Source organism: Myxococcus sp. CA040A (assembly GCF_013336725.1).
GTDB classification, from domain to species: domain Bacteria; phylum Myxococcota; class Myxococcia; order Myxococcales; family Myxococcaceae; genus Myxococcus; species Myxococcus llanfairpwllgwyngyllgogerychwyrndrobwllllantysiliogogogochensis.
This window is the reverse complement of sequence record NZ_JABUMR010000014.1, coordinates 38,122-57,301: the sequence shown is the minus strand read 5'-3', so window position 1 is coordinate 57,301 and position 19,180 is coordinate 38,122. Positions and strand designations below refer to the sequence as shown.

Below are 19,180 nucleotides of genomic sequence, written 5' to 3'. Positions count from 1 at the left end.
GCGGCTACTCGCCCCGGTTCTCCGCGAGGAAGCGCATGACGGAGCCGCCCGTGCCCACCGCGCCCAGCGCGGCGAAGACCTCCGACGCCTCCGCGAACGACAGCGCCTCCAGTCGCTCCCTCGCCTTCGGCTCCAGGGGCGGCAGGCTGTCCTCCAGCACGCTCAGCAGCTCTCCAGCCGCCACACCCGAGGCCGCCGACTTCTCCTCCACGCTCGCGCGGATGTCCGCGGACCAGGAGCCCAGCGCGAGCCGCTCGAAGGGGCCCACGCAGTCCACCTTGCGAGCACCGGCCGCGACATACGTCGGCAGCGTCCGGGGGAAGCCCTCGCGCACGTCGCCCACGCAGACCGCCGCGCCGTACTCCGCGGCCAGGTCCACCACGGAGCGCAGCATGCCCACGTCCGGCTCGCCGCCGCCCAGGTCCCGCTCCGAGACTCGCACGAAGCGCACCGGCACCTTCCACTGCTTGAGCCCCTCCAGGAGCGTGCGGTACGCGTCCAGCAGGCCGCCATTCGCCGGGGCCGGGGCGCTCAGCTCCAGGGACAGCTCGCGCTCCGTCACGGGGCCCACCAGAGCGTTGACGGCCTCCACGGCGGCGTAGGAGTCCAGCCGCGACAGGTCCAGCGACACCAGCGAGAAGCCCGCGTCCACCACCCGGAAGATGCCCTCGCGCAGCGGACCGAGCGAGTCCTCGTCCGCCGTCGTCACCCGCACGGGGCCCGCCTGGAGGAACAGGGGCCGCGAGTGCTCCGCCTCCATCGCGGCCTCGTGTACCGCGGCGACGAAGCGCTCCGCCGCGCCCCGGTCCGCCGTGGGGTGGGGACACGCCAGTCCGAGCACCGCGTCCTCGGAGCGCGCCGCGCGCAGCAGTCCGGGCAGCGCGCCCTTCGCCTGCACCGGCAGGCAGGGCAGCGCCACGGGGAAGCGCTCCAGCGCGCGCAGCGGCTCACGCGGGTTGAGCAGCGGAATGCGAGAGCCCGGGCCCACTCGGGCCACCGTGTTGCCGGGTCGCAATGACAGCACCTTGTCCAGCACGCTCATGGGGCGCGGAGAATCGTCCGCCCGCTGGGCCCAGCGCAAGGTGAAGCTTGAGGGAGCGTCCGTTGCGCTACGCGGCCCCCACCCACGAGGGCAGGTCGGCGAGCGCCCGCTCTCAATGCACCTCGCCCAGATGGGCATAGGTCTCGCTCTCTATCTGGATGGTGGTGTGGTCGATGCCGAACCTGTCGAACAGGTCATGCTTCACCGCCGAGAGAATCTCGTCGTTGTTGCAGACCATGGGGTCCAGCACCACCAGGTGCGCGGACAGCGCGTACACGCCGCTGGAGATGGTCCACACGTGCAGGTCATGCACCGCCGTCACGCCGGGCACGCGCAGGAGCAGCTCCTTCACCTGCGGCATGTCCACGTGCGAGGGCACCGCCTCCATCAGCACGTCCACCGCGTCGCGCACCAGCCGCACCGCGCCCACCACGATGACCACCGAGATGACCGCGGAGATGATGGCGTCCACCACGAACCAGCCGGTCAGCGCCATGATGCCCGCGCCAATCAGCACGCCCACCGAGGACAGCGTGTCCCCGAGCACGTGCAGGAACGCCCCCCGGACATTCATCGAGTGCGTGCGGTGCAGGAAGCCCAGCGCGCCCAGGTTCGCGAAGAGGCCCACCGTGGCCACCACCGCCATGGGCCCCAGCTTCACCGGCGTGGGCGTCTGGAAACGCTCCCAGGCCTCGAAGAGGATGAAGCCGGTGATGCCCAGGAGCAGCACGCCGTTGAGCAGCGCGCTCAAAATCTCCATCCGGTAGTAGCCGTACGTCTTCTTCACGTCCGCCGGCTTGCCCGCGAACCACAGGGCGACGAGGCTCAGCCCCAGCGCGGACACGTCCGTCAGCATGTGGCCCGCGTCCGACATCAGGGCCAGCGACTGCGTCAACCAGCCCCCCACCGCCTCCGCCAGGGCGATGGTCGCCGTCAGGACGAGCGCGAAGATGAGCCTCGTGCGGTCCTTGCGTCGCTCCTCCGCCACCCCACCCTTCCGGGGGCCATGCCCATGCCCGTGCCCATGGTGATGATGACCGTGGTCATGCCCGTGGTCGTGGTCATGCCCATGCCCTGCCCCGCCGCGAGTGTGAGTGGAGGTAGTCACGGGAGAGAGAAGTGCGGATACAGCCCGGTCCTGAGGTATGAGAAGTGAGAAACGCGATTCCGACGGCCCGGTTCCCTCCCCGGTGCGCGGGCCGGACGGAGGTAGGGATGGACTTCGAGAAGCACCAGAGCCTGCACACCATCATCATGCTGAGAGATGTCATCCGCAAGTGGTGGCAGATGGAGCTCTCCTTCGCGGATCGGCATGGCGTGGTGCACGAGTGGCAGCGTGGGGACATTGCCCCGCCCCCCAATCCGTTCTGCCGAATCTCCCTCTTCTCGAAGGAAGGCCTGCGGCGCTGCAGCCAGTCGGTCCGGGTGCTGCACGAGAAGTTCCGGGGCAACAAGAAGGTGCGCCGCTCGCTCTTCCACGACTGCCACCTCAACTTCAGCATCGTGGGCGCGCCGCTCTACGTGGACAACGAATACGCGGGCTGTCTCTTCGTGGAGGGCTTCGCCCGGCAGATGCTCAACGCGCGCGACGTGGAGGTGCTGCGCTCGCGGCTGCTCCAGTTCGCGCCACCGTTCTCCGACCTGGACCGCGCCGACGAGCGCGTGCCCGTCCTGGACGGCTCGGAGCTGGCGAAGCTGTCGGACCTGCTGGAGTTCGCGGCGCAGGAGATCGCCACCCACGAGTCGGAGCTGGCGCGGCGCGAGGAGCAGGCCCCGCCCCCGTCCCCCGAGGCGCTGGAGCGCTACCGCTTCGAGAAGATCATCGGCCGCTCCGGGCCGATGATGGAGATCTTCCGGCTGATGGAGAAGGTGGCCAACTCCGACTCCACCGTCCTCATCAACGGCGAGTCGGGCACGGGCAAGGAGCTGGTGGCGCGGGCCATCCATCACAACGGTCCGCGCAAGGACCAGCCGTTCGTGGTGCAGAACTGCTCCGCCTTCAACGACAACCTGCTGGAGAGCGCCCTCTTCGGCCACACGCGCGGCGCCTTCACCGGCGCGCTGCGCGACAAGAAGGGCCTGTTCGAGGTGGCCGACGGCGGCACCTTCTTCCTGGACGAGGTGGGCGACATGTCCCCCGCCCTCCAGGTGAAGCTCTTGCGCGTGCTCCAGGAAGGCACCTTCCTGCCCGTGGGTGGCACGCACCACAAGGAGGTCAACGTCCGCGTCGTCGCCGCCACGCACAAGGACCTGGGCGAGCTGGTGAAGCGGGGCGAGTTCCGCGAGGACCTCTTCTACCGCATCAACGTCATCCGCCTGCAGCTCCCGCCGCTGCGCGAGCGCCGCGATGACCTGCCCGTCCTCATCGACCACTTCCTGCGCAAGCACCACCGCGAGGGCCAGCGCACCCGAGGGCTGTCCACCGAGGCCCTGGCCATCCTCGGCGCCTACGCGTGGCCGGGGAACATCCGCGAGCTGGAGAACGAAATCGAGCGGCTGCTCGTGCTCGGCGGAGACCTGGAGATGCTGCCCGCGGAGCTCTTGTCCAGCCGCATCCGCGACGCCGTCGTCCCCGGCGGAGGGCCGTTCATCCCCCCGCGCGCCCACGGCCGGCTGCACGAGGCGGTGGAGGCGCTGGAGCGGGAGATGATTCACCAGGGCCTGTTGCGCACGCGCAACAACAAGAGCCGCCTGGCGCGAGAGCTGGGCATCAGCCGCTCCAACCTCATCTTGAAGATCGCCCGCTACGGCTTGGACAGGGGCCTGCCCGAGGACGACGAGGCGGAGGCGGAGGCATGAGCGCGCAGGCCGTCTACTTCCATCAGGACTTCCTGCACGTCCCGGACGGCGCGGAGCTGTACTACCAGGTCACCGGCGACGGTGAGCCGGGCGTGGTGCTGTGCGACGGGCTGGGCTGTGACGGCTTCGCCTGGAAGTACCTGGCGCCCTACCTCTCACGGCGCCACCGAGTGCTGCGCTGGCACTACCGAGGCCACGGCCGCTCCGGCATCCCCGAGGACCGCGAGCGCATCGGGATGCTGTACACCTGCGATGATTTGCAGCGGGTGATGGACGCGGCGGGGATGGAGCGCGCCGTCCTCTTCGGCCACTCCATGGGGGTGCAGGTGGCGCTGGAGTTCCACCGCCGCTACGCCAGCCGCGTGCAGGGCCTGGTGCTGTTGTGTGGCAGCTACGGCAACCCACTGGACACCTTCCACGACTCCACCGTCCTCAAGAAGATGTTCCCCACCCTTCGCCGGGTGGTGGAGCGCTTCCCCGAGCAGTCCGCCCGGCTCATCCACGCGGCGCTGCGCACGGAGCTGGCGGTGCAGCTCGCCATCTCCCTGGAGATGAATCGCGAGCGCATCGCCCGGAACGACCTGGCGCCGTACTTCGAGCACCTGGCCCGCATGGACCCCGTCGTCTTCGTGCGGACGCTCGACTCGCTGTCCGAGCACTCCGCCTGGGACCACCTGCTGCACGTGGACGTCCCATCCCTCGTCGTCGCCGGCGAGCGCGACAAGTTCACCCCCGGCTGGTTGTCCCGGAAGATGGCCGCCCGGATTCCCGACGCCGAGCTGGTCCTCATCCCCGACGGCACCCACACCGCCCCCCTGGAGGCCCCGGGGCTGGTCGAGGTCCGCATCGAACGCTTCCTCCGCGAGCGGCTGGGCATGCCTTCCACCCCCGGCTCCCTGGGCGGCAAGGCCTGGAATTCCTCCCCAGTGGGTTCCTGAGGGTGACGCCCGGGTGACGAGATGCCCCGGATACCCGGCCTTTACCCTGTCGGGCGGGGTGTACCCCCTGGCTGAACGTCCGGGGAGCATCCGCGCTCATTGCAGGAGCCGCACTCACGGCATATAAGCCCCCGCCTTCCGGGTTCCGGTGGGGATCGGGAGACCTGTCCACAACGCGGCTTCCCCCCCGCCATTCACCTCAGTTTGGTTCGTATGATTCCTCGCGAAAACATCCGTAACGTCGCCATCGTCGCCCACGTCGACCATGGCAAGACCACGCTCGTCGATCACCTGCTGCGGCAGGCGGGCACTTTCCGTAGCAACGAGCACGTCGCCGAACGGGTGATGGACTCCAACGACCTCGAGCGCGAGAAGGGCATCACCATCCTCGCGAAGAACACCGCGGTCAGCTACAAGGGCATGCAGATCAACATCATCGACACCCCGGGCCACGCCGACTTCGGTGGTGAGGTGGAGCGCGGTCTGCGCCTCGTCGATGGCGTCATCCTGCTGGTGGACGCGGCCGAAGGTCCCCTGCCCCAGACGCGCTTCGTGCTCACCAAGGCGCTCGCCATGGGCCTGAAGACGGTGCTGGTCATCAACAAGATCGACCGTCAGGACGCTCGCGCTCCCGAAGTGTTGGATCTGGTCTACTCGCTCTACATCGACCTGGGCGCGGACGATAAGCAGTTGGAGATGCCCGTCCTGTACACCGTGGCCCGTCAGGGTCAGGCGTCCACGTCGCTCGAGGTGCCCGGCAAGACGCTGGAGCCCTTGTACGACGCCATCATCAAGCACATCCCGCCCCCGTCCGCGTCGGAAGAGAAGACGCCGCAGCTGCTGGTGGCGAACCTGGACTACGACGACTACGTCGGCCGCCTCGCGGTGGGTCGCGTGCAGGCCGGTCGCTTCACGCCGAACATGCCCGTCTCCGTCGTGCGCGAGGGTGGCAAGGTCGAGCAGGGGAAGATCGTCAAGCTGTTCGGCTTCTCCGGTCTGAAGCGCGTCGAAATCCAGGACGCGGGCCCCGGTGAAATCGTCTCCATCGCCGGCATCGAGGACGTGTCCATCGGCGACACGTTCGGCGACCCGGAGAAGCCCGTGGCGCTGCCGCGCATCACCGTGGATGAGCCCACGATGATGATGATCTTCAAGGTCAACGACGGGCCGCTGGCGGGCAAGGAAGGCAAGTTCGTCACCTCCCGCAACCTGCGTGAGCGCCTGTACCGCGAGGCCTACCGCAACGTGGCCGTGCGCGTGGAGGACACGGAGACGCCTGACGCGTTCCGCGTCGTCGGCCGTGGCGAACTCGCGCTGGCCGTCATCATCGAGAACATGCGCCGCGAGGGCTACGAGCTGACGGCCTCCAACCCGGAGCCGATCACCAAGCACATCGACGGCGTGCTGCACGAGCCGATGGAGCTGGTGTTCTGCGACGTGCCGGAGACCAGCGTCGGCGTGGTGACGGAGCGCATGGGGCCTCGCAAGGGCCGCATGTCGGACATGGCGCCGCTGGGCTCGGGCCGCACCCGCCTCCAGTTCCGCATCCCCGCGCGCGGCCTCATCGGGTTCCGCTCGGAGTTCCTCACGATTACGCGCGGTGAGGGCATCATGAGCAGCCAGTTCGACGGCTTCGAGCCGTGGTTCGGCTACATCCCGAAGCGGCAGAACGGCGCCATCGTGTCGGACCGCCTGGGCGACACCGTGCCCTACGCGCTGTTCAGCATCCAGGAGCGCGGCTACCTGTTCGTCCCCGCCGGCATCACCGTGTACGAGGGGATGATCATCGGCGAGCACGCTCACCCGTCCGAGCTGAACGTCAACTGCTGCCGCGAGAAGAAGCTCACCAACATCCGCGCCGCTGGCCGCGACGAGAACGTCATCCTCGTCCCGCCCCGCGAGATGGGGCTGGAGAAGGCCCTGGAGTGGATCGCCGACGACGAGCTCGTGGAAGTGACGCCCAAGTCCGTGCGCATGCGCAAGAAGTCGCTGGCCGTGGGCGAGCGCTACCGCGCCGAGCGCGACCGCAAGCGTGAAGAGCGCGCGGCCGACGCCGAGTAGTCCCGACGCCGGCCCCAGGCCGGTGTAGCACCCAGGGCCCGTTCCCGATTTCGGGGGCGGGCCCTTCGTGCGTCCGGGCTCAAGGGGTGGCTGGCCGTCCCGGTCGGGTCCACATCCAACCCCTCGCACTCCGGTGACACGCGCACCGAGGCTCCCGTGGTGGAGCGCACCCGGGCGGGGCCTCCGCGGTTCGGGTCAGCGGTCGCCGGTTCCTCGCGGGGGTGCCAGTCGCTCGAAGATGGCGCGCAGTTGCTCCAGCTCCGCCACGTCGAGCTGGAGCAGTTCGGGCGGTGGCTCGTACATCCCCTCCTGGAGCTGACGCCGGGCCTTCGCGCCACGCGGGGTCAGCGCCACGCGCTTCACCCGCCGGTCCTTCGGGTCCGCTGTCCTCGCGGCCAGCCCTCGCGCCTCCAGTCGGTCGACCATCCAGGTCGCATTGGAGGCATCACACCCCCACTCCTCCGCCAACGCGCGCATCACCTTCCCCGCTCCCACCTCGAGGCTGGAAAGCGCGCGAGCATCGTTGGGAGTGAGGCCCAGCCGCTCCAACACCCGGTCTCGCTGGGCGCGCGTGCGCATGAAGAAGCCGAAGCAGTGCCGCCAGACCTCTTCCGCCAGCGCGTCCTTCCGTTTCGAGCCGTCCCCAGCCATGGACCGAATGTGCCTCGCACCCACCTCGATTGCGAGGCCTCCTTCACATAATTTAACGGATTCAATAGTTGAATGACTTCAACCTTCTCCCAATCATCCCGGTGACGACGGGCCGGGGATTCGGTCTTCGCCGACGCCGGGCCCGACGGAGGTCACCATGGGGAAGAAGCGGTCGCTCTACATCCTGCTGTACTGCAGCTTGTTGTTCGGGCTGGTGCTCGGCGCGGGCATCAACGAAGCCCTGTTCGTGATGCCGGCCTGGTTCCAGGCGCCCCCCACGTCCCTGCTGCTGATTCGGGAGCGGGCCGGGAGCGCGATGGCCTTCTGGCTGCCACTCCAGGCGGCGTTGCTCGGGACGCTCGTCGCATCGCTCGTGCTCAACTGGCGCTCACCGGTTCGTCGCAAGCTGCTCGCGGGAGCCCTGGGTGCCTACGTCCTGGTCTGGGTCCTGTCGGGGGCGATCTTCGCCCCGGAGATCAACGCCCTGGCCGCCGCGGGGGCGCAGGGGCCCTACGACGGGGAGCTGGCGGCGCGCGGACAACGCTGGCTCCAGCTCTCCTGGAGCCGCCATGTCGTGCTCGCGCTGGGCTGGGTCCTGGTGGGTGGCGCCATCTCGAAGTGGGAGGCGGCGTCATGACGAGCCACGGCCCGTTGAGTGGCAAGGTCGCCATCGTCCTCGGCGCCAGCCGGGGCATCGGCGCGGTGACGGCCCGGAGTTTCGCGGACGCGGGCGCCTCCGTGGTGCTGGCGGCGCGTTCCGAGGACGCCCTGCGCGCGCTCGCCGCTGACATCGAAGCGCAGGGAGGCACCGCCCTCCCCGTCCCCACGGACCTGGGCGACGAGGCGTCCATCGAGGCCCTGGTCCGCACCACCGTCGCGCGGTTCGGTCGGCTGGACGCGGCCTTCAACAACGCCGCGGATGGGCACATGCCCGCGCCCCTGGCGAAGCTCTCCGTCGAGGACCTGGACCGCGCCTGGCGCATCAACGTGCGAGGCTTCTTCCTCGCCATGAAGCATCAGCTCACCGCGATGCTCGCGTCCGGCGGGGGTGCCATCGTCAACATGGCGTCCACCGCGGGGCTCCAGGGTGTCCGGGGCATGGGCGGCTACAGCGCGACCAAACACGCCATCATCGGGCTCACGCGCTCCGCCGCGCTCGACTACGCGGACCAGGGCATCCGGCTCAACGTCGTCGCCCCGGGGCCCATCCTCACCGGCCGCATCCAGCAGCTCCCCGAGGAGCGCCGGGCCCCCATCGTCCGCGCGGTGCCCATGGGACGTATCGGAACGCCAGAAGAGGTCGCTCGGGCCGTGACCTGGCTGTGCTCGGACGCGGCGTCGTTCATCACGGGAACGACGCTCGCTGTCGACGGAGGCAGGCTCGCGGGCGCCTGAGCGCGGTGGGGCTCAGAACGTGTACTTCACCTTCGGGAAGATGGCGAAGGAGGTGATGTTGGGGCCGATGACGTAGCGGGCCAGCAGGTCCGCGCCCACGGAGAAGTGGTCCATGCCCGTGGCGTACTCCAGCCCCACACCCACGCCCGCGTTGGGCGAGCTGATGGCCCGGCCCGGATCTCCCTCGTCCGGGTCCACCGGCGCGGGGTCCATCCGTGTGTAGCCAGCGACGAGCTTGGGCGTCAGGTACAGCCGGTCCATCAGCCGCACGTGGTACGCGGCTGTGACGTCCAGGAACTGCATGGTGAAGTTGTCGGAGAGCGCGCACGTCTCCGTGCCCGGCAGATAGCCCGCGAAGCAGTTCTGCGCGGACGAGCCCATGCCGAAGTGCGCGCCCAGCGAGATGCGCTCCGTCAGGTCATAGCCCACCCCGAGCTGCAGGTAGGTCTGCGCGTTCGAGTACGCGTTCTCACCGCCCACGGTGAAGAACACGCCGATGTTGGTGTCGGTGTAGAAGCCGCGGCGCGGCTGAAAGTCCACCCCTTCCGGGGGCGTGGCCGCGAGGGCCGGAGTCGACAGCAGCGCAAGCGCGGCAACCAGCTGGGACTTCTTCACGGGTCCTCCCCACGCGGTGCCCTCCCGGTCCAACCGGAAGCGGCGCCGGACGTTAGTGACGCCCCCCTCACTTCGGCAATGAGGGGCTGAAATGAAAGTGGCGTGGACCGTTCCGTCCACGCCACTTGAGGGACGCTCAGGGCGTCCCGACAGCGCTCGCGTCCGCTATCAGCCCTCGCCCTCGGAACCGGCGGGCGAGAACATCCACGGATACGTCACCGCCACCACGCCGCCGCCCTTGGGCTCCGGGAACTTCCAGCGACGGATGCGGGAAATCATGCACTGCTCCGCGCGGGAGTTGCCCAGCGTCGACTCGGAGACGGTGGCGTCGGAGACCGCGCCCGTCGGGTCGATGGTGAACGCCACCGCGACCTTGCCCGCCAGACTCGGCTCCTTGTTCAGCTCCGACTCGTAGCAGTACTTGATCTCATTCTGGTGCCGCCGGATGACCTTGGCGATGACGTCCTTGTCCAGGCCGCCGACCACGGTCGTCTTGCCCGGGATGACCTTGGTGATGGACTTGCCACGGCCACCCAGGTCGATGCCGCCCGAGCCACCCGCGCCACGTCCGTCCCCCTTCGTGCCCAGGCCACCGATGCCCATGGCCGTGCCGCCACCACCGGTGCCTCCGCCACGAGAGCCCAGACCACCCACGCCCTGCGCGTCACCCATGGCCGCGCCGCCCTTGAGGCCACCCAGCGCGTTGTTCAGGCCGGTGCCGAAACCGCCCGGGCCGAACACGTCCGAGGCGCCGCCCTTCATGCCCTTGAACGCGCCCAGCAGGCCGACCTTGCCCACCACCTGGCGGTCCTTCTCCTTCTTCGTCTTGTCGACGACGGGCGTGCCGGGCTTGGACGGAGCCGCTTCCGCCTGCTTCGCGTCCTCCTTGCCGAACTTGCCCTCCTCGTCCTTCGCCTTCACGCCCTCCTCCACGCCGGTGAGCTGGAGCTTCTTCTGCTCCAGCTTCTTCTCCGGCGTGACGAGGAACTTCGCCACGCGCTGCTGGGACTCGAAGATGTCGTCGTGCGGCGCCCGCTCCGCGCGCGGCGTCAGCGCCATCGCCAGCACCACCGCCACGCCCGCCATCAGGCAGATGGTGGCGATCTTGAAGAACGTGTAGTCCGCCTCCACCAGCGCGTTGGCCGCGATGACCGGCGACGGTTTCACGTACCGCGCCACGAAGGCCACCGTGCCGAGCGACACCTCCACCCGGTCATGCAGGCCCAGCTTGAAGACCTGCTCCTTGTCCTCCGCCGTCCCGGTGAGCTGCCCCGCCGCGCGCAGCGCGTCCTTCGACTTCACGTTCCCACGCTCGGTGACGATGGCACCCGAGCCCGCAGGCACGTGCACCTCCAGCACGTCCCCCCGGCTCACCGCCAGCTCGTACCGCTTGCCCACCGAGGGCACATAGACGTTGAAGAAGTTCTTCTTCCCCTCGCCGATGGTGACGGGGACACCGTCCTTGAAGTGCTGCACCTGCAGCAGCGTGTCACCCCACAGCATCGACACCTGGAGCACCTTCTCCCGGGCCGTGGGCATCGCCTCGAGCGGGAGCTGCTCCTGCAGGTGGGGAAGCACCGCGCGCCTGGGCGCCACGGCGACAGGCGAAACCGGAGCAGGCCGCTCCACCCGTGCCGCCGGAGGCGGAGGTGGAGGCCCCACGCGATTCACCGCGGGCGGAGTCACCCGCTCGGCGCGCAGTCCGCCCACGGACTGGGCAGGCTCCGAGCGAGGGCTCGTGAAGACGAACCCTCCGCGCGTCTGGCCTGCTCCCGCCGAGGGCGGTGTCACCACCTGCGGTATCGCCATGGGCACCGGTGTCGGCGCCCGCTGCGTCACCGAGCCCTGGAAGCGCGGTCCGGACACCTTGGCTCCCGCGGGAGCCTGGCGCTCGGGTGGGTCGCCTCCGAAGAGGACCTCCACCCGCGTGCCGCCCACGCGAAGCACGTCCCCGGGTTTGAGCGCCGTGGGGATGACCAGCTTCTGGCCACTCACCTCCGTGCCGCCCTCGCTCCCGAGGTCGATGGCCGTGACCGAGCCGTCCTTGTCTACCTTGAGCATCACATGGAGATTGGAGACCCGCGGATCCTGAATCTTCACCGCCGCTTGGGCGCCCGACCCCACGATAACGCTCTCCGCCTCCGACACGGTTTCCACCGTGGAGCCATCAGGCCCCGTGATTCGAAGGGTCAAGCCGTTGTTCTTCGCCGCCGCCATGAGGATTCTTCCTTCTTCCCTTCCGCTCCCGAAAACGCCTGACCGCCGCCGCTAGAGGTTGTCGACGGACTTCTGAAGCTCCGGGTCGAAGTTCTCCCGGACCTTGATGAGACTCTGGAAGTCCGTCTTCTTGCGGTGGAGCACGTATGAGCCTTCCGGCTTCGTCAGCTCGCCCTCCACCGCGACATCGGTGAAATCGATCACCGTCTTCTTCCGGAAGACCGTGCGGTCCTCCTCCTGGACGATCTTCACCGTGTCCTTCGATTGACCCTGCTCCTGCGCCATCGCCACTGGCGCACTGAACAGCAGCCCCACCACCGTCACCGTCGATGCCAGACGCCTCATACCCAGCCCTCCTGTTGCTTCCTCGGGTGTGACAGCGGGTTCTCGAAGAGGTACCCGCGAGTCCTTGCACGGGGCGATCCAAATCCAAGTCCCTGAATCCTATGGAACTCGCTCGCCGCCTTCCACGTGGGGGCCTGGAGGATGGAAAAAACTTCCCCCAGACCCTGTCATCCCTGCCGTCCTACTTCGTGGGCGGAGCGCTCGCACCCTGGGGCGCCGGCACTGGTGCGGGAGCAGACGTGCCCGTGCCCTCACCGCTCGGCTGCGCGGCCTCCGCTGGAGCGCTCTCGGTTGCCTCGGGCGTCGTCGCCCCTTCGGCGGCCCCGGCGCCTTCCGCGGGGGGAGGCGTGGCCTCCGTGGGCGCGTTCGCGTCCTGCGGGAGCTGGTTCAGCATGGAGCCCGCGCCACCGGTGGCTTCGTCCTTCTTCTCGCCTTCCGCGCCGGCGGTGGCGGCCTCCGGCGGTGGGGCCTTGAGCATGTTCTGGAGGCCCTGGACCTTGGCGGTGATCATCTGCCGCTCTTGTTCAGTGGTGGACTCCAGTGACTTGCAGCGGTCCAGGAAGGCCACGGCGCGCTCCCAGCCCGTGCGGTCCGAGGCGAAGGCCCATCCCGCGCCGCACACGGCCTCGGGCAGGTCCGCGCGATTGGCGAGCACCTTCTCGAACGCCTCGCCCGCCGCGATGCCCTTCTTCGAGTCGCGCCCCTTCTGTCCATCCAGCGCCCAGGCCAGCGACAGGCGCGCCTCCGTGGAGTCCGGCTCCAGTTCGAGCGCGCGGGTGAAGGCCCGCTCGGCGCCCGCGTAGTCGCGGTAGCTGAGCGCCAGGGCACCGAGGTTGAGGTGGCCCGGGGCGTACTTCTCGTCGAGCGACACGGCCTTCTGGAACTGCGCGAGCGCGCGCGGCCGCTCGTCGAGCTTCAGGTAGACCATGCCCAGCAGGTTGTAGAGGGACGGGTCCTTCTCCGCGTGCTTGCGCGCGGTGCCCACGAGCAGCTCCGCGAGGCGGTACTTCTCGCGAGCGTAGGCCACGTACGCCAGGTTCTTGTACGCGTCCGGGTGGTCCTTGTTGCGCTCCAGCACGCGGCGCGCCGTGAGCTCGGACTGGTCCAGCTTGCCCAGTTGTCGGTAGGTCGCGGAGAGGCCGTTGAGCAGTGCCGCGTCGTGCGCGTGGCCGGGCGCCTTCAGCGCCTTCTCGAAGAGGGCAATCGCATCATCCCCCCGCTCCTGCTTGCGGTAGACGCTGGCCAGGTTGACCACCGAGGGCGTGTGCGCCGGCTCCAGCAGGAGCACCTTCTCGTAGGCGTTGCGCGCGTCGTCCACGCGGCCCTGGCGCTCGGCGATGACGCCCAGGTTGAACTGCGAGTTGAGGCTCTGCGGCGACTTCGCCAGCACCTTCTCGAAGCCCTGACGGGCGGCGTCCAGGTCTCCGGCCTCATAGGCCTGGATGGCCTGGGTGAAGTGGTCGGAGGCGCTGGCCTCCTTCGCCTCCGGCCGCGCGAGCTGGGAGGGCGTCGTCGAGGAGGCCGGCGCGGAGGGCGCCTGCTTCGTCGGCAGCGCGGAGGGCTTCTGCTGAGGACCCGAAGCGCACCCGGCCGTGAAGGCCAGCGAGCCGACGACGAGCGAGCGGAACCATTTCATCGGCATCATTCCCGTGGAAGTCTTCGACGTGTCGCGAGTCATGGCCGCACCTCCTGCACCGCGGCCGTGGGTGCCTGCGTTCTGTCCTCGGAGGCTGGCGGCTTCGGAGCGCCGTCCTTCGGCTCGGCGGGAGCCGTGGGGGCGTTCGAGTCCGGGGGCGGCGCCGGCGTGGCGGTGGCGCCCGCGGCCCCTCCGGGCTCCTTCGCGAGGTCGGCCGTCGCGAGCGTGTCGCTGCTGCGGTAGCCCACCTGCCTCACCTGCGCATAGGCGCCCGGGTGGAAGCGGTTCACCTGGTCCTGCGCGGCCAGCGTCCAGGGGCCGTAGAGCCCCAGCTCGTAGGACTTCTCCAGCGCCTTCTCCAGCGCCTCGTTGGCCTTGTCCTCGAGGGGCAGCGCGAGGTTCTCCAGCTCCGCGCGGTACATGCCGAGCTGGTCCTCATCGAGCCCCGTCGGGTCCGGCGAGTCCATGATGTTGCGAGCGAAGTCCGCGTAGGCCAGGCCGATGCGCGTCAGCGAGGCGATGCCCCACTCGCCCGAGCCCGTGGAGAGCACCGCGAGGTACTCCTTCTCGATGCGCTGGATTTCGCGCTGCTTGGCGGCCAGGTCCCTGCGGATGGTGCTCACCCGCGTGAAGCGGATGTCCGAGTAGCGCTTCCACGTGGGCTCCAGCGCCAGGAAGCGCGCGTGGGCGTACGCGTTGAGCGGCGCGTCCTCCTTGCGCACCGCCTCGGGCAGCCGACCGTACGCGCGCACCAACTCCGCCTGCACGCGCTCCTGCTCGCGCGCGTTCTTGAGCTGCTGCCACGCGAGCAGCTCGTGGTAGCGCGCCAGGTAGAGCTGCGCGGGCGTCGCACGCGAGTCCCGTCCGTAGCCGTCCGCGAAGGAGGCGAACGCACGGGCCGCCTCGCTCCACTTGCGCTCCTTCTCCCAGACGAGCGCGGCCGAGTAGGCCACCTGCGGCACGTCCTTGCGCTCACGGAAGCGCGTCACGTAGGCGTTGTAGGCGGCCACGGCCTTCTGGGCCTCGCCGGCGCCCTCCCACCATACGCCCGCGTTGAACTGGGCATCCGCCACCCAGGCCCCCGCCTCGGCCACCAGCGCCTTGCGCTCGGCGGCCTTCTGCGAGCGGCGCGAGTCCGCATCCTCCTCGCCCCCCGGCGTGTCGCTCTTCTTCGCCGTCGTCTTCGCGCGAGCGTCCTTCGCCTTCTTCCCGTCGGCCTCGCCGGCCTTGAGCGCGGCGTCGTACTGGGCCACGAAGGACTCGGCCAGCGTCGCCGCCTTGCGGTAGTCGGCGACCTTCTCGTAGAGGCCCGCCAGCGTGTAGCGCGCCTTCAGCTCGAAGGGGCTGCGCGGGTATTCGGCCAGGACGCGCTCACCCGCCTCGATGCCCCGGTCCAGCTCGCCGGCCTCCTGGGCAATGGACATGGCGTAGACGAGCGCGCGGTCCGCGTTCTCCGACCTGGGGAACTCCTTCACGAACTTGAGGAACTCCTCGGCGGCCTTCTTCGGGTTCTTCTCCTGCTTGTAGACGACCTCGTCCACCCACTTGTAGTGGCTGCCCTCCACCACGCGGCCCACGCGAAGCGCGAAGTCGGAGCCGGGCTTGGCCAGCTTCTTGTTGTCGAGGAACTTGCGCGACAGCGTGGCGAGCTCCAGCCACTCCTGGCGGCTCTCCAGCACGTACATGGTGAGGTCCGCGGCGTCACGCGAGCGACGCTCCTCGGGGAACTTCTCGATGATTTCGCCGAAGCGCCGCGCCGCGTCCACGAAGTGGCTGCGGTCATAGAGGATGACGGCCGCCTGGTAGCGCAGGTCGATTTCGTCCTGCGTGTCCGGGTAGAGCTTCACGTACGTGTCGCACGCGGAGACCAGCCGCTCCTCGAACTTCGTGAGGGACTCCTCTTCCTTCTCCTTCGCGTCACGCTTGACGATCTTCTGCCGCGCGACGTCGCCCTTGTCCTTCTTCTCGTCGACCTTCTGGCCGTCCTTGAGGTCGCTCTTCGCGAGCTGACCGCGCTCGATTTTGACCAGCTTGTCGTAGGCGAGGATGGCGTTGAACGCGGCGCTCTTGCGGTAGCTCTCGCTGGAGACCTCTCGCGCGGAGTCGCGGTCCGGAATCTTGAACGCCACCACCGCGTCGTACTCGGCCGCGGCGGCCTGCCACTCCTCGAGCGCCCAGAGGATTTCCGCGTAGAAGAAGCGGAGGTTGAAGGCGGAGTCCGCCACGTACTCCGGGTTGGAGCTGGAGGCGAACGCCTCCACGTACTGCTTGTAGATGTCGCGCGCGAGCCGGTACGTCTCCACCTGGCGCGTCTTCTGCGCCTCCTGGTGGTACTCCGTCACCATCACCCGCATCGCCTCTTCCGTGACGTTGAAGGCGTTGCGCAGCACGGGGGCCTTGCCCTCGTTGGACTTCCACCACTCGCCCCCCGGGCTGTAGAGGTCCACCATCCGCTTCATCTCCTTGCGGACCTGCTGCCGCTGGCGCAGACCCTCGAAGGCGCGGACGACGGCCTGCTGGTACTCGGGCGCGCTGACGCCCATGGGTTCGTCGTCGATGAGCGTGCGGTAGAGCAGGATGGCGCTGTCGAAGTGACCCGCGTCCACCAGGCCCGCGGCCGTCTTGGCGATGAGCCGGCCCTGGCGCTTCGCCGGCGCCTTCTCGCGGAAGTACGAGATGGCCTGCTTGGGCTGATCCAACTGGACGTAGAAGACCGTCAAGTCATTGAGCGCCTCGGTGCGCAGGTCCCCCAGCTCCGGCTGCTTCGCGGCGTAGTCCACGACTTCGTGCAGCTTCTTCAGGCCCGCGTCGTAGTCGCCGGTGTTGTAGTCACACCAGGACAGCTTGTAGACGGCGTAGCCGTAGATCTTCGGCACCCCGGAGTCGCGGGCCTTCTCGTAGTTGGCCTTGGCGGGGATGAGCTTGTTCGACTCGAAGTAGTGATTGCCGAGCTGGATGTACGCGTCCGGCACGAACTGCGAGCGAGGGAAGTCCTTGATGAGCTCCTCGTAGCGGGCCACGGCGTCGTCACGCCGGCCCAGCTCGTAGAGGTTGTAGCCCATGGAGAAGAGGACCTCGTCGCGCTGCGGGTACTGCGGGTATCCCCGGAGGATGTCCTCGTAGATGCCCATCGTCTCCGTGCGGTAGCGCTCGCTCTCGCGATGGTCCTGCTTGGGGGCCTCCAGCTTCTCGCCCCGCGCCTGGGCCGCGTCGAACTTCTTCTCCTCCGCGAGGAAGCGGTCCATCTCCAACTGGTAGAGGTACTTGGACTTCTCCCAGTACAGCTCCGACAGGCGGTAGAGCATCTCCGCCTTCTGCTGATTGCCGTCCTGGAGCTTGGGGATGAGGCGCTTGAAGGCTTCAATCGCCTCGTCGCGCTTCTTGTCCGCCAGCGCGTTCTTGCGCGAGTCCGCGATGCGAGGAATGTCGGCGAACTTGGCGGTGGCGGGCTTCACGCGCGCCGGACCGCGCCGCACGTCCTCCGGCGCGACACCCGGCGGTGGCGCCGCCTTCTCCTCCGCCTTCTTCGCCTGGGCGCCCTTCTTCGCCGCGCCCGCCGCACCGGACGTCTTCGACGCCGACGACGCCGCGGGCTTCTTCATCGCCTTGCGCGCTGGCGCTTCCGCCGCCTCTCCCACCCCGCCGCCAGTAGCGAGCGCCACGCCCACCGCCAGCGCACCGAAACGAAGCACCACCTTCATGCGAGCTCCCGACTGTGAAGCCGCCCCGACCACCGAGCAGCCGTTCGCCCGGGCACGAGGGACGAACGAAAGTAGACGCGCACTCCACGAATGAGAAGTGGCGTGGAACGCCTCTTGCGATGGCATGCAGCGCACCAACAACGCCGAAGGGGACCACCCCGGCACCTGATGTGCGCCAAGGAGGTCCCCTCGTGGACGATGTCTGGGCAACCGTGGCCCATGGCGTCACGGCTGTTGTTGCTCGGCTGTCTTCGCCGGGCAGCCACGCTTCAGCGTGTACTGGTAGTAGCCAATCTCGTCGATCCAGAACTCGCCCTGGAACTTCCAGTAGTTCCACGCCGCGCCCGGCATCTTCGGCCGGTACAGCGACTGACGCGTGAGCAGCGCCTTCTGGTCCACGCCCGCCTGCAGCAAGTCCTTCTCGTCCAGCGCCGTCTGCACGCGGATGATTTCGGCCTGGTCGGAGAAGGTCCGCAGGTTGTCCGCCGCCTCGCGAATGCGGCTGCGCGCCAGCGTGCCGCCCACCTGGAGCAGCGTGCCGCGCACGTCCTCCAGCGAGGCCACCGTCTGCGTCGCCAGGGGTGTGCCGCGCCACGGGCCGCCGCTCAAGTCCCGCTTCTCCTCATCCAGCTTCGCCAGCACGCGCATCACCTCGCGGATGCGCTCGTTGTTGCGCAGCCACAGGTACACCGGGCGCGGCAGCCGGCGATTCTCCGCGGCCACCAGGTTGTAGGCCTGCACCAGGTCGCCGTCCTCGGCGGTGAAGGGCTCCAACTGCTTGGCCATGGGGCCATACAGCTCGTCGAAGGCCGCCAGCGTCGTCTTCACCTCGTCGTAGAGGCACGAGTAGTAATAGACGGTCGACTTGAGGATCCACGACTCCGGCTGGAAGGCCCCGGCGAACTGCGGCGCATGCAGCGCCTGGAGGCTGCCGAGCGCTCCACCGAAGTCCTCGTTCTGGAAGCGCGCGAAGCCGTTCTCGAAGAGAGACTGGTCCCAGTAGCGCGTGTAGCGCGGCACCTTCTCGTAGGCGACGGTGGCGTCGGCGTACTCGCCACGGCGGTAGTGCAGCCGGCCCAGGCCGATGAGGGCCAGGTGCTGCGTCGCCTTCAGCTCCACCTGCGGTTCATTCGACGACAGCGAGGCGTTGAAGGCGGCCAGCGCCTCCTTGTCCAGCGCCTCACCCTCGCCGGGGCGGCCGGGGAAGCGCGGGTCCGCGAGCACCACGCCCAGCAGGTAACGCGCCTTCGCGTAGACGCGGCTGTCCTTCGGCACCGCCTCCAGCAGAGAGCGCGCCTCCTCGAAGCGCATGCGACGCTGGCTCACCGTGCCCACCAGGTAGTTGATGCGGGCGAGCACTTCCTTGGGCAGCGTCACCCACTTGTCCCGCACCTCCTCCGAGTACGCCTGGTTGAGGATGCTGGGGATGAGGTTCTGCTCGTCCAACTGCTGCTGCATGTCCACCAGCCCCTCCACCGCCTTGAGGTACGAGGGGTGCGAGGGCCCGGCGTTGACGATGGCCGCGTAGGAGATGAAGGCCGAGACGGGCAGGCCCTTCTTCGCCAGCGACTGCGCGAGGAAGAACTCCGCCTTGCCCTTCGTGTCCGCGTCACCACCGGACTCCGAGACCTGGAAGAAGAGCGGCGCGGCGGTGTCGAAGTCACCGGCATTGAAGGCGGCCAGCGCGCGGTTGTAGCCACCCGAGTCCTGCTGGGCGGCCACCGCGAACGGCGCCAGGACGACGAGGATGTGGAGCAGTCGTTTCATGGCGAGTCGTGCC

Annotated in this window: 14 protein-coding genes; 5 read left to right on the top strand and 9 right to left on the bottom strand. The window is 68.8% G+C overall.

Annotation, left to right across the window (positions count from 1 at the left end; genetic code table 11):
- Nucleotides 1–4: 4 nt before the first annotated feature.
- Together HUA75_RS41315 and HUA75_RS41310 are read right to left on the bottom strand one after the other, a co-directional pair.
- Nucleotides 5–1,042, bottom strand: coding sequence for a hypothetical protein (locus tag HUA75_RS41315; RefSeq protein ID WP_174489558.1), 1,038 nt, complete (start codon nt 1,040–1,042; stop codon nt 5–7).
- A 112-nt stretch (nt 1,043–1,154) separates the two neighbouring features.
- A complete protein-coding gene (locus HUA75_RS41310; RefSeq protein ID WP_174459178.1) occupies nt 1,155–2,150 on the bottom strand; it encodes a cation diffusion facilitator family transporter in 996 nt (331 codons plus the stop codon).
- A 107-nt stretch (nt 2,151–2,257) separates the two neighbouring features.
- Between HUA75_RS41310 and HUA75_RS41305 the strand changes: the two genes are divergently transcribed.
- The 3 genes from HUA75_RS41305 to typA all read left to right on the top strand — a co-directional run bounded on the left by HUA75_RS41305 (nt 2,258) and on the right by typA (nt 6,840).
- The gene (locus HUA75_RS41305; RefSeq protein ID WP_141646027.1) at nt 2,258–3,841 is read left to right on the top strand and encodes a sigma 54-interacting transcriptional regulator; all 1,584 of its coding nucleotides are present in this window, start codon (nt 2,258–2,260) and stop codon (nt 3,839–3,841) included.
- A complete protein-coding gene (locus tag HUA75_RS41300; protein ID WP_174459179.1) occupies nt 3,838–4,779 on the top strand; it encodes an alpha/beta fold hydrolase in 942 nt (313 codons plus the stop codon). Before HUA75_RS41305 ends, HUA75_RS41300 begins: the two co-directional genes overlap by 4 nt.
- Nucleotides 4,780–4,992: 213 nt before the next feature.
- A complete protein-coding gene (typA, locus tag HUA75_RS41295; protein WP_141646029.1) occupies nt 4,993–6,840 on the top strand; it encodes a translational GTPase TypA in 1,848 nt (615 codons plus the stop codon).
- A gap of 195 nt (nt 6,841–7,035) precedes the next feature.
- Here the strand turns inward: typA and HUA75_RS41290 are convergent, their stop codons facing one another.
- Nucleotides 7,036–7,491 (bottom strand): MarR family winged helix-turn-helix transcriptional regulator, encoded by a 456-nt coding sequence (locus tag HUA75_RS41290; RefSeq protein ID WP_174489557.1) that lies wholly within the window; start codon nt 7,489–7,491, stop codon nt 7,036–7,038.
- Nucleotides 7,492–7,648: 157 nt separating this feature from the next.
- On the opposite strand from HUA75_RS41290, the gene HUA75_RS41285 reads away from it, so the two are divergent.
- A complete protein-coding gene (locus HUA75_RS41285; RefSeq protein WP_174489556.1) occupies nt 7,649–8,128 on the top strand; it encodes a DUF1772 domain-containing protein in 480 nt (159 codons plus the stop codon).
- Nucleotides 8,125–8,886 carry an SDR family NAD(P)-dependent oxidoreductase gene (locus HUA75_RS41280; protein ID WP_174489555.1) on the top strand — a complete coding sequence of 254 codons (762 nt, stop codon included), beginning with the start codon at nt 8,125–8,127 and terminating at the stop codon, nt 8,884–8,886. Before HUA75_RS41285 ends, HUA75_RS41280 begins: the two co-directional genes overlap by 4 nt.
- 12 nt (nt 8,887–8,898) lie before the next feature.
- On the opposite strand, the gene cglE is transcribed toward HUA75_RS41280, so the two are convergent.
- The 6 genes from cglE to HUA75_RS41250 all read right to left on the bottom strand — a co-directional run bounded on the left by cglE (nt 8,899) and on the right by HUA75_RS41250 (nt 19,167).
- The gene (cglE, locus tag HUA75_RS41275) at nt 8,899–9,501 is read right to left on the bottom strand and encodes an adventurous gliding motility protein CglE (protein ID WP_141646033.1); all 603 of its coding nucleotides are present in this window, start codon (nt 9,499–9,501) and stop codon (nt 8,899–8,901) included.
- 168 nt (nt 9,502–9,669) lie between these two features.
- Nucleotides 9,670–11,718, bottom strand: coding sequence for a TonB family protein (locus HUA75_RS41270; protein ID WP_141646034.1), 2,049 nt, complete (start codon nt 11,716–11,718; stop codon nt 9,670–9,672).
- Between the two features lie 51 nt (nt 11,719–11,769).
- Complete coding sequence (locus HUA75_RS41265; protein WP_141646035.1) at nt 11,770–12,063, bottom strand: hypothetical protein; 294 nt, start codon at nt 12,061–12,063, stop codon at nt 11,770–11,772.
- Between the two features lie 181 nt (nt 12,064–12,244).
- Entirely contained in the window at nt 12,245–13,741 is a 1,497-nt protein-coding gene (locus HUA75_RS41260; protein ID WP_174489554.1) for a lipopolysaccharide assembly protein LapB, read from the bottom strand.
- Nucleotides 13,738–17,400: a tetratricopeptide repeat protein gene (locus HUA75_RS41255; RefSeq protein WP_174462033.1), complete on the bottom strand. Its 3,663-nt coding sequence runs from the start codon at nt 17,398–17,400 to the stop codon at nt 13,738–13,740. The genes HUA75_RS41260 and HUA75_RS41255 overlap by 4 nt, the downstream gene beginning before the upstream one ends.
- Nucleotides 17,401–17,625: 225 nt before the next feature.
- Entirely contained in the window at nt 17,626–19,167 is a 1,542-nt protein-coding gene (locus tag HUA75_RS41250) for a tetratricopeptide repeat protein (protein WP_174489553.1), read from the bottom strand.
- Nucleotides 19,168–19,180 lie beyond the last annotated feature (13 nt).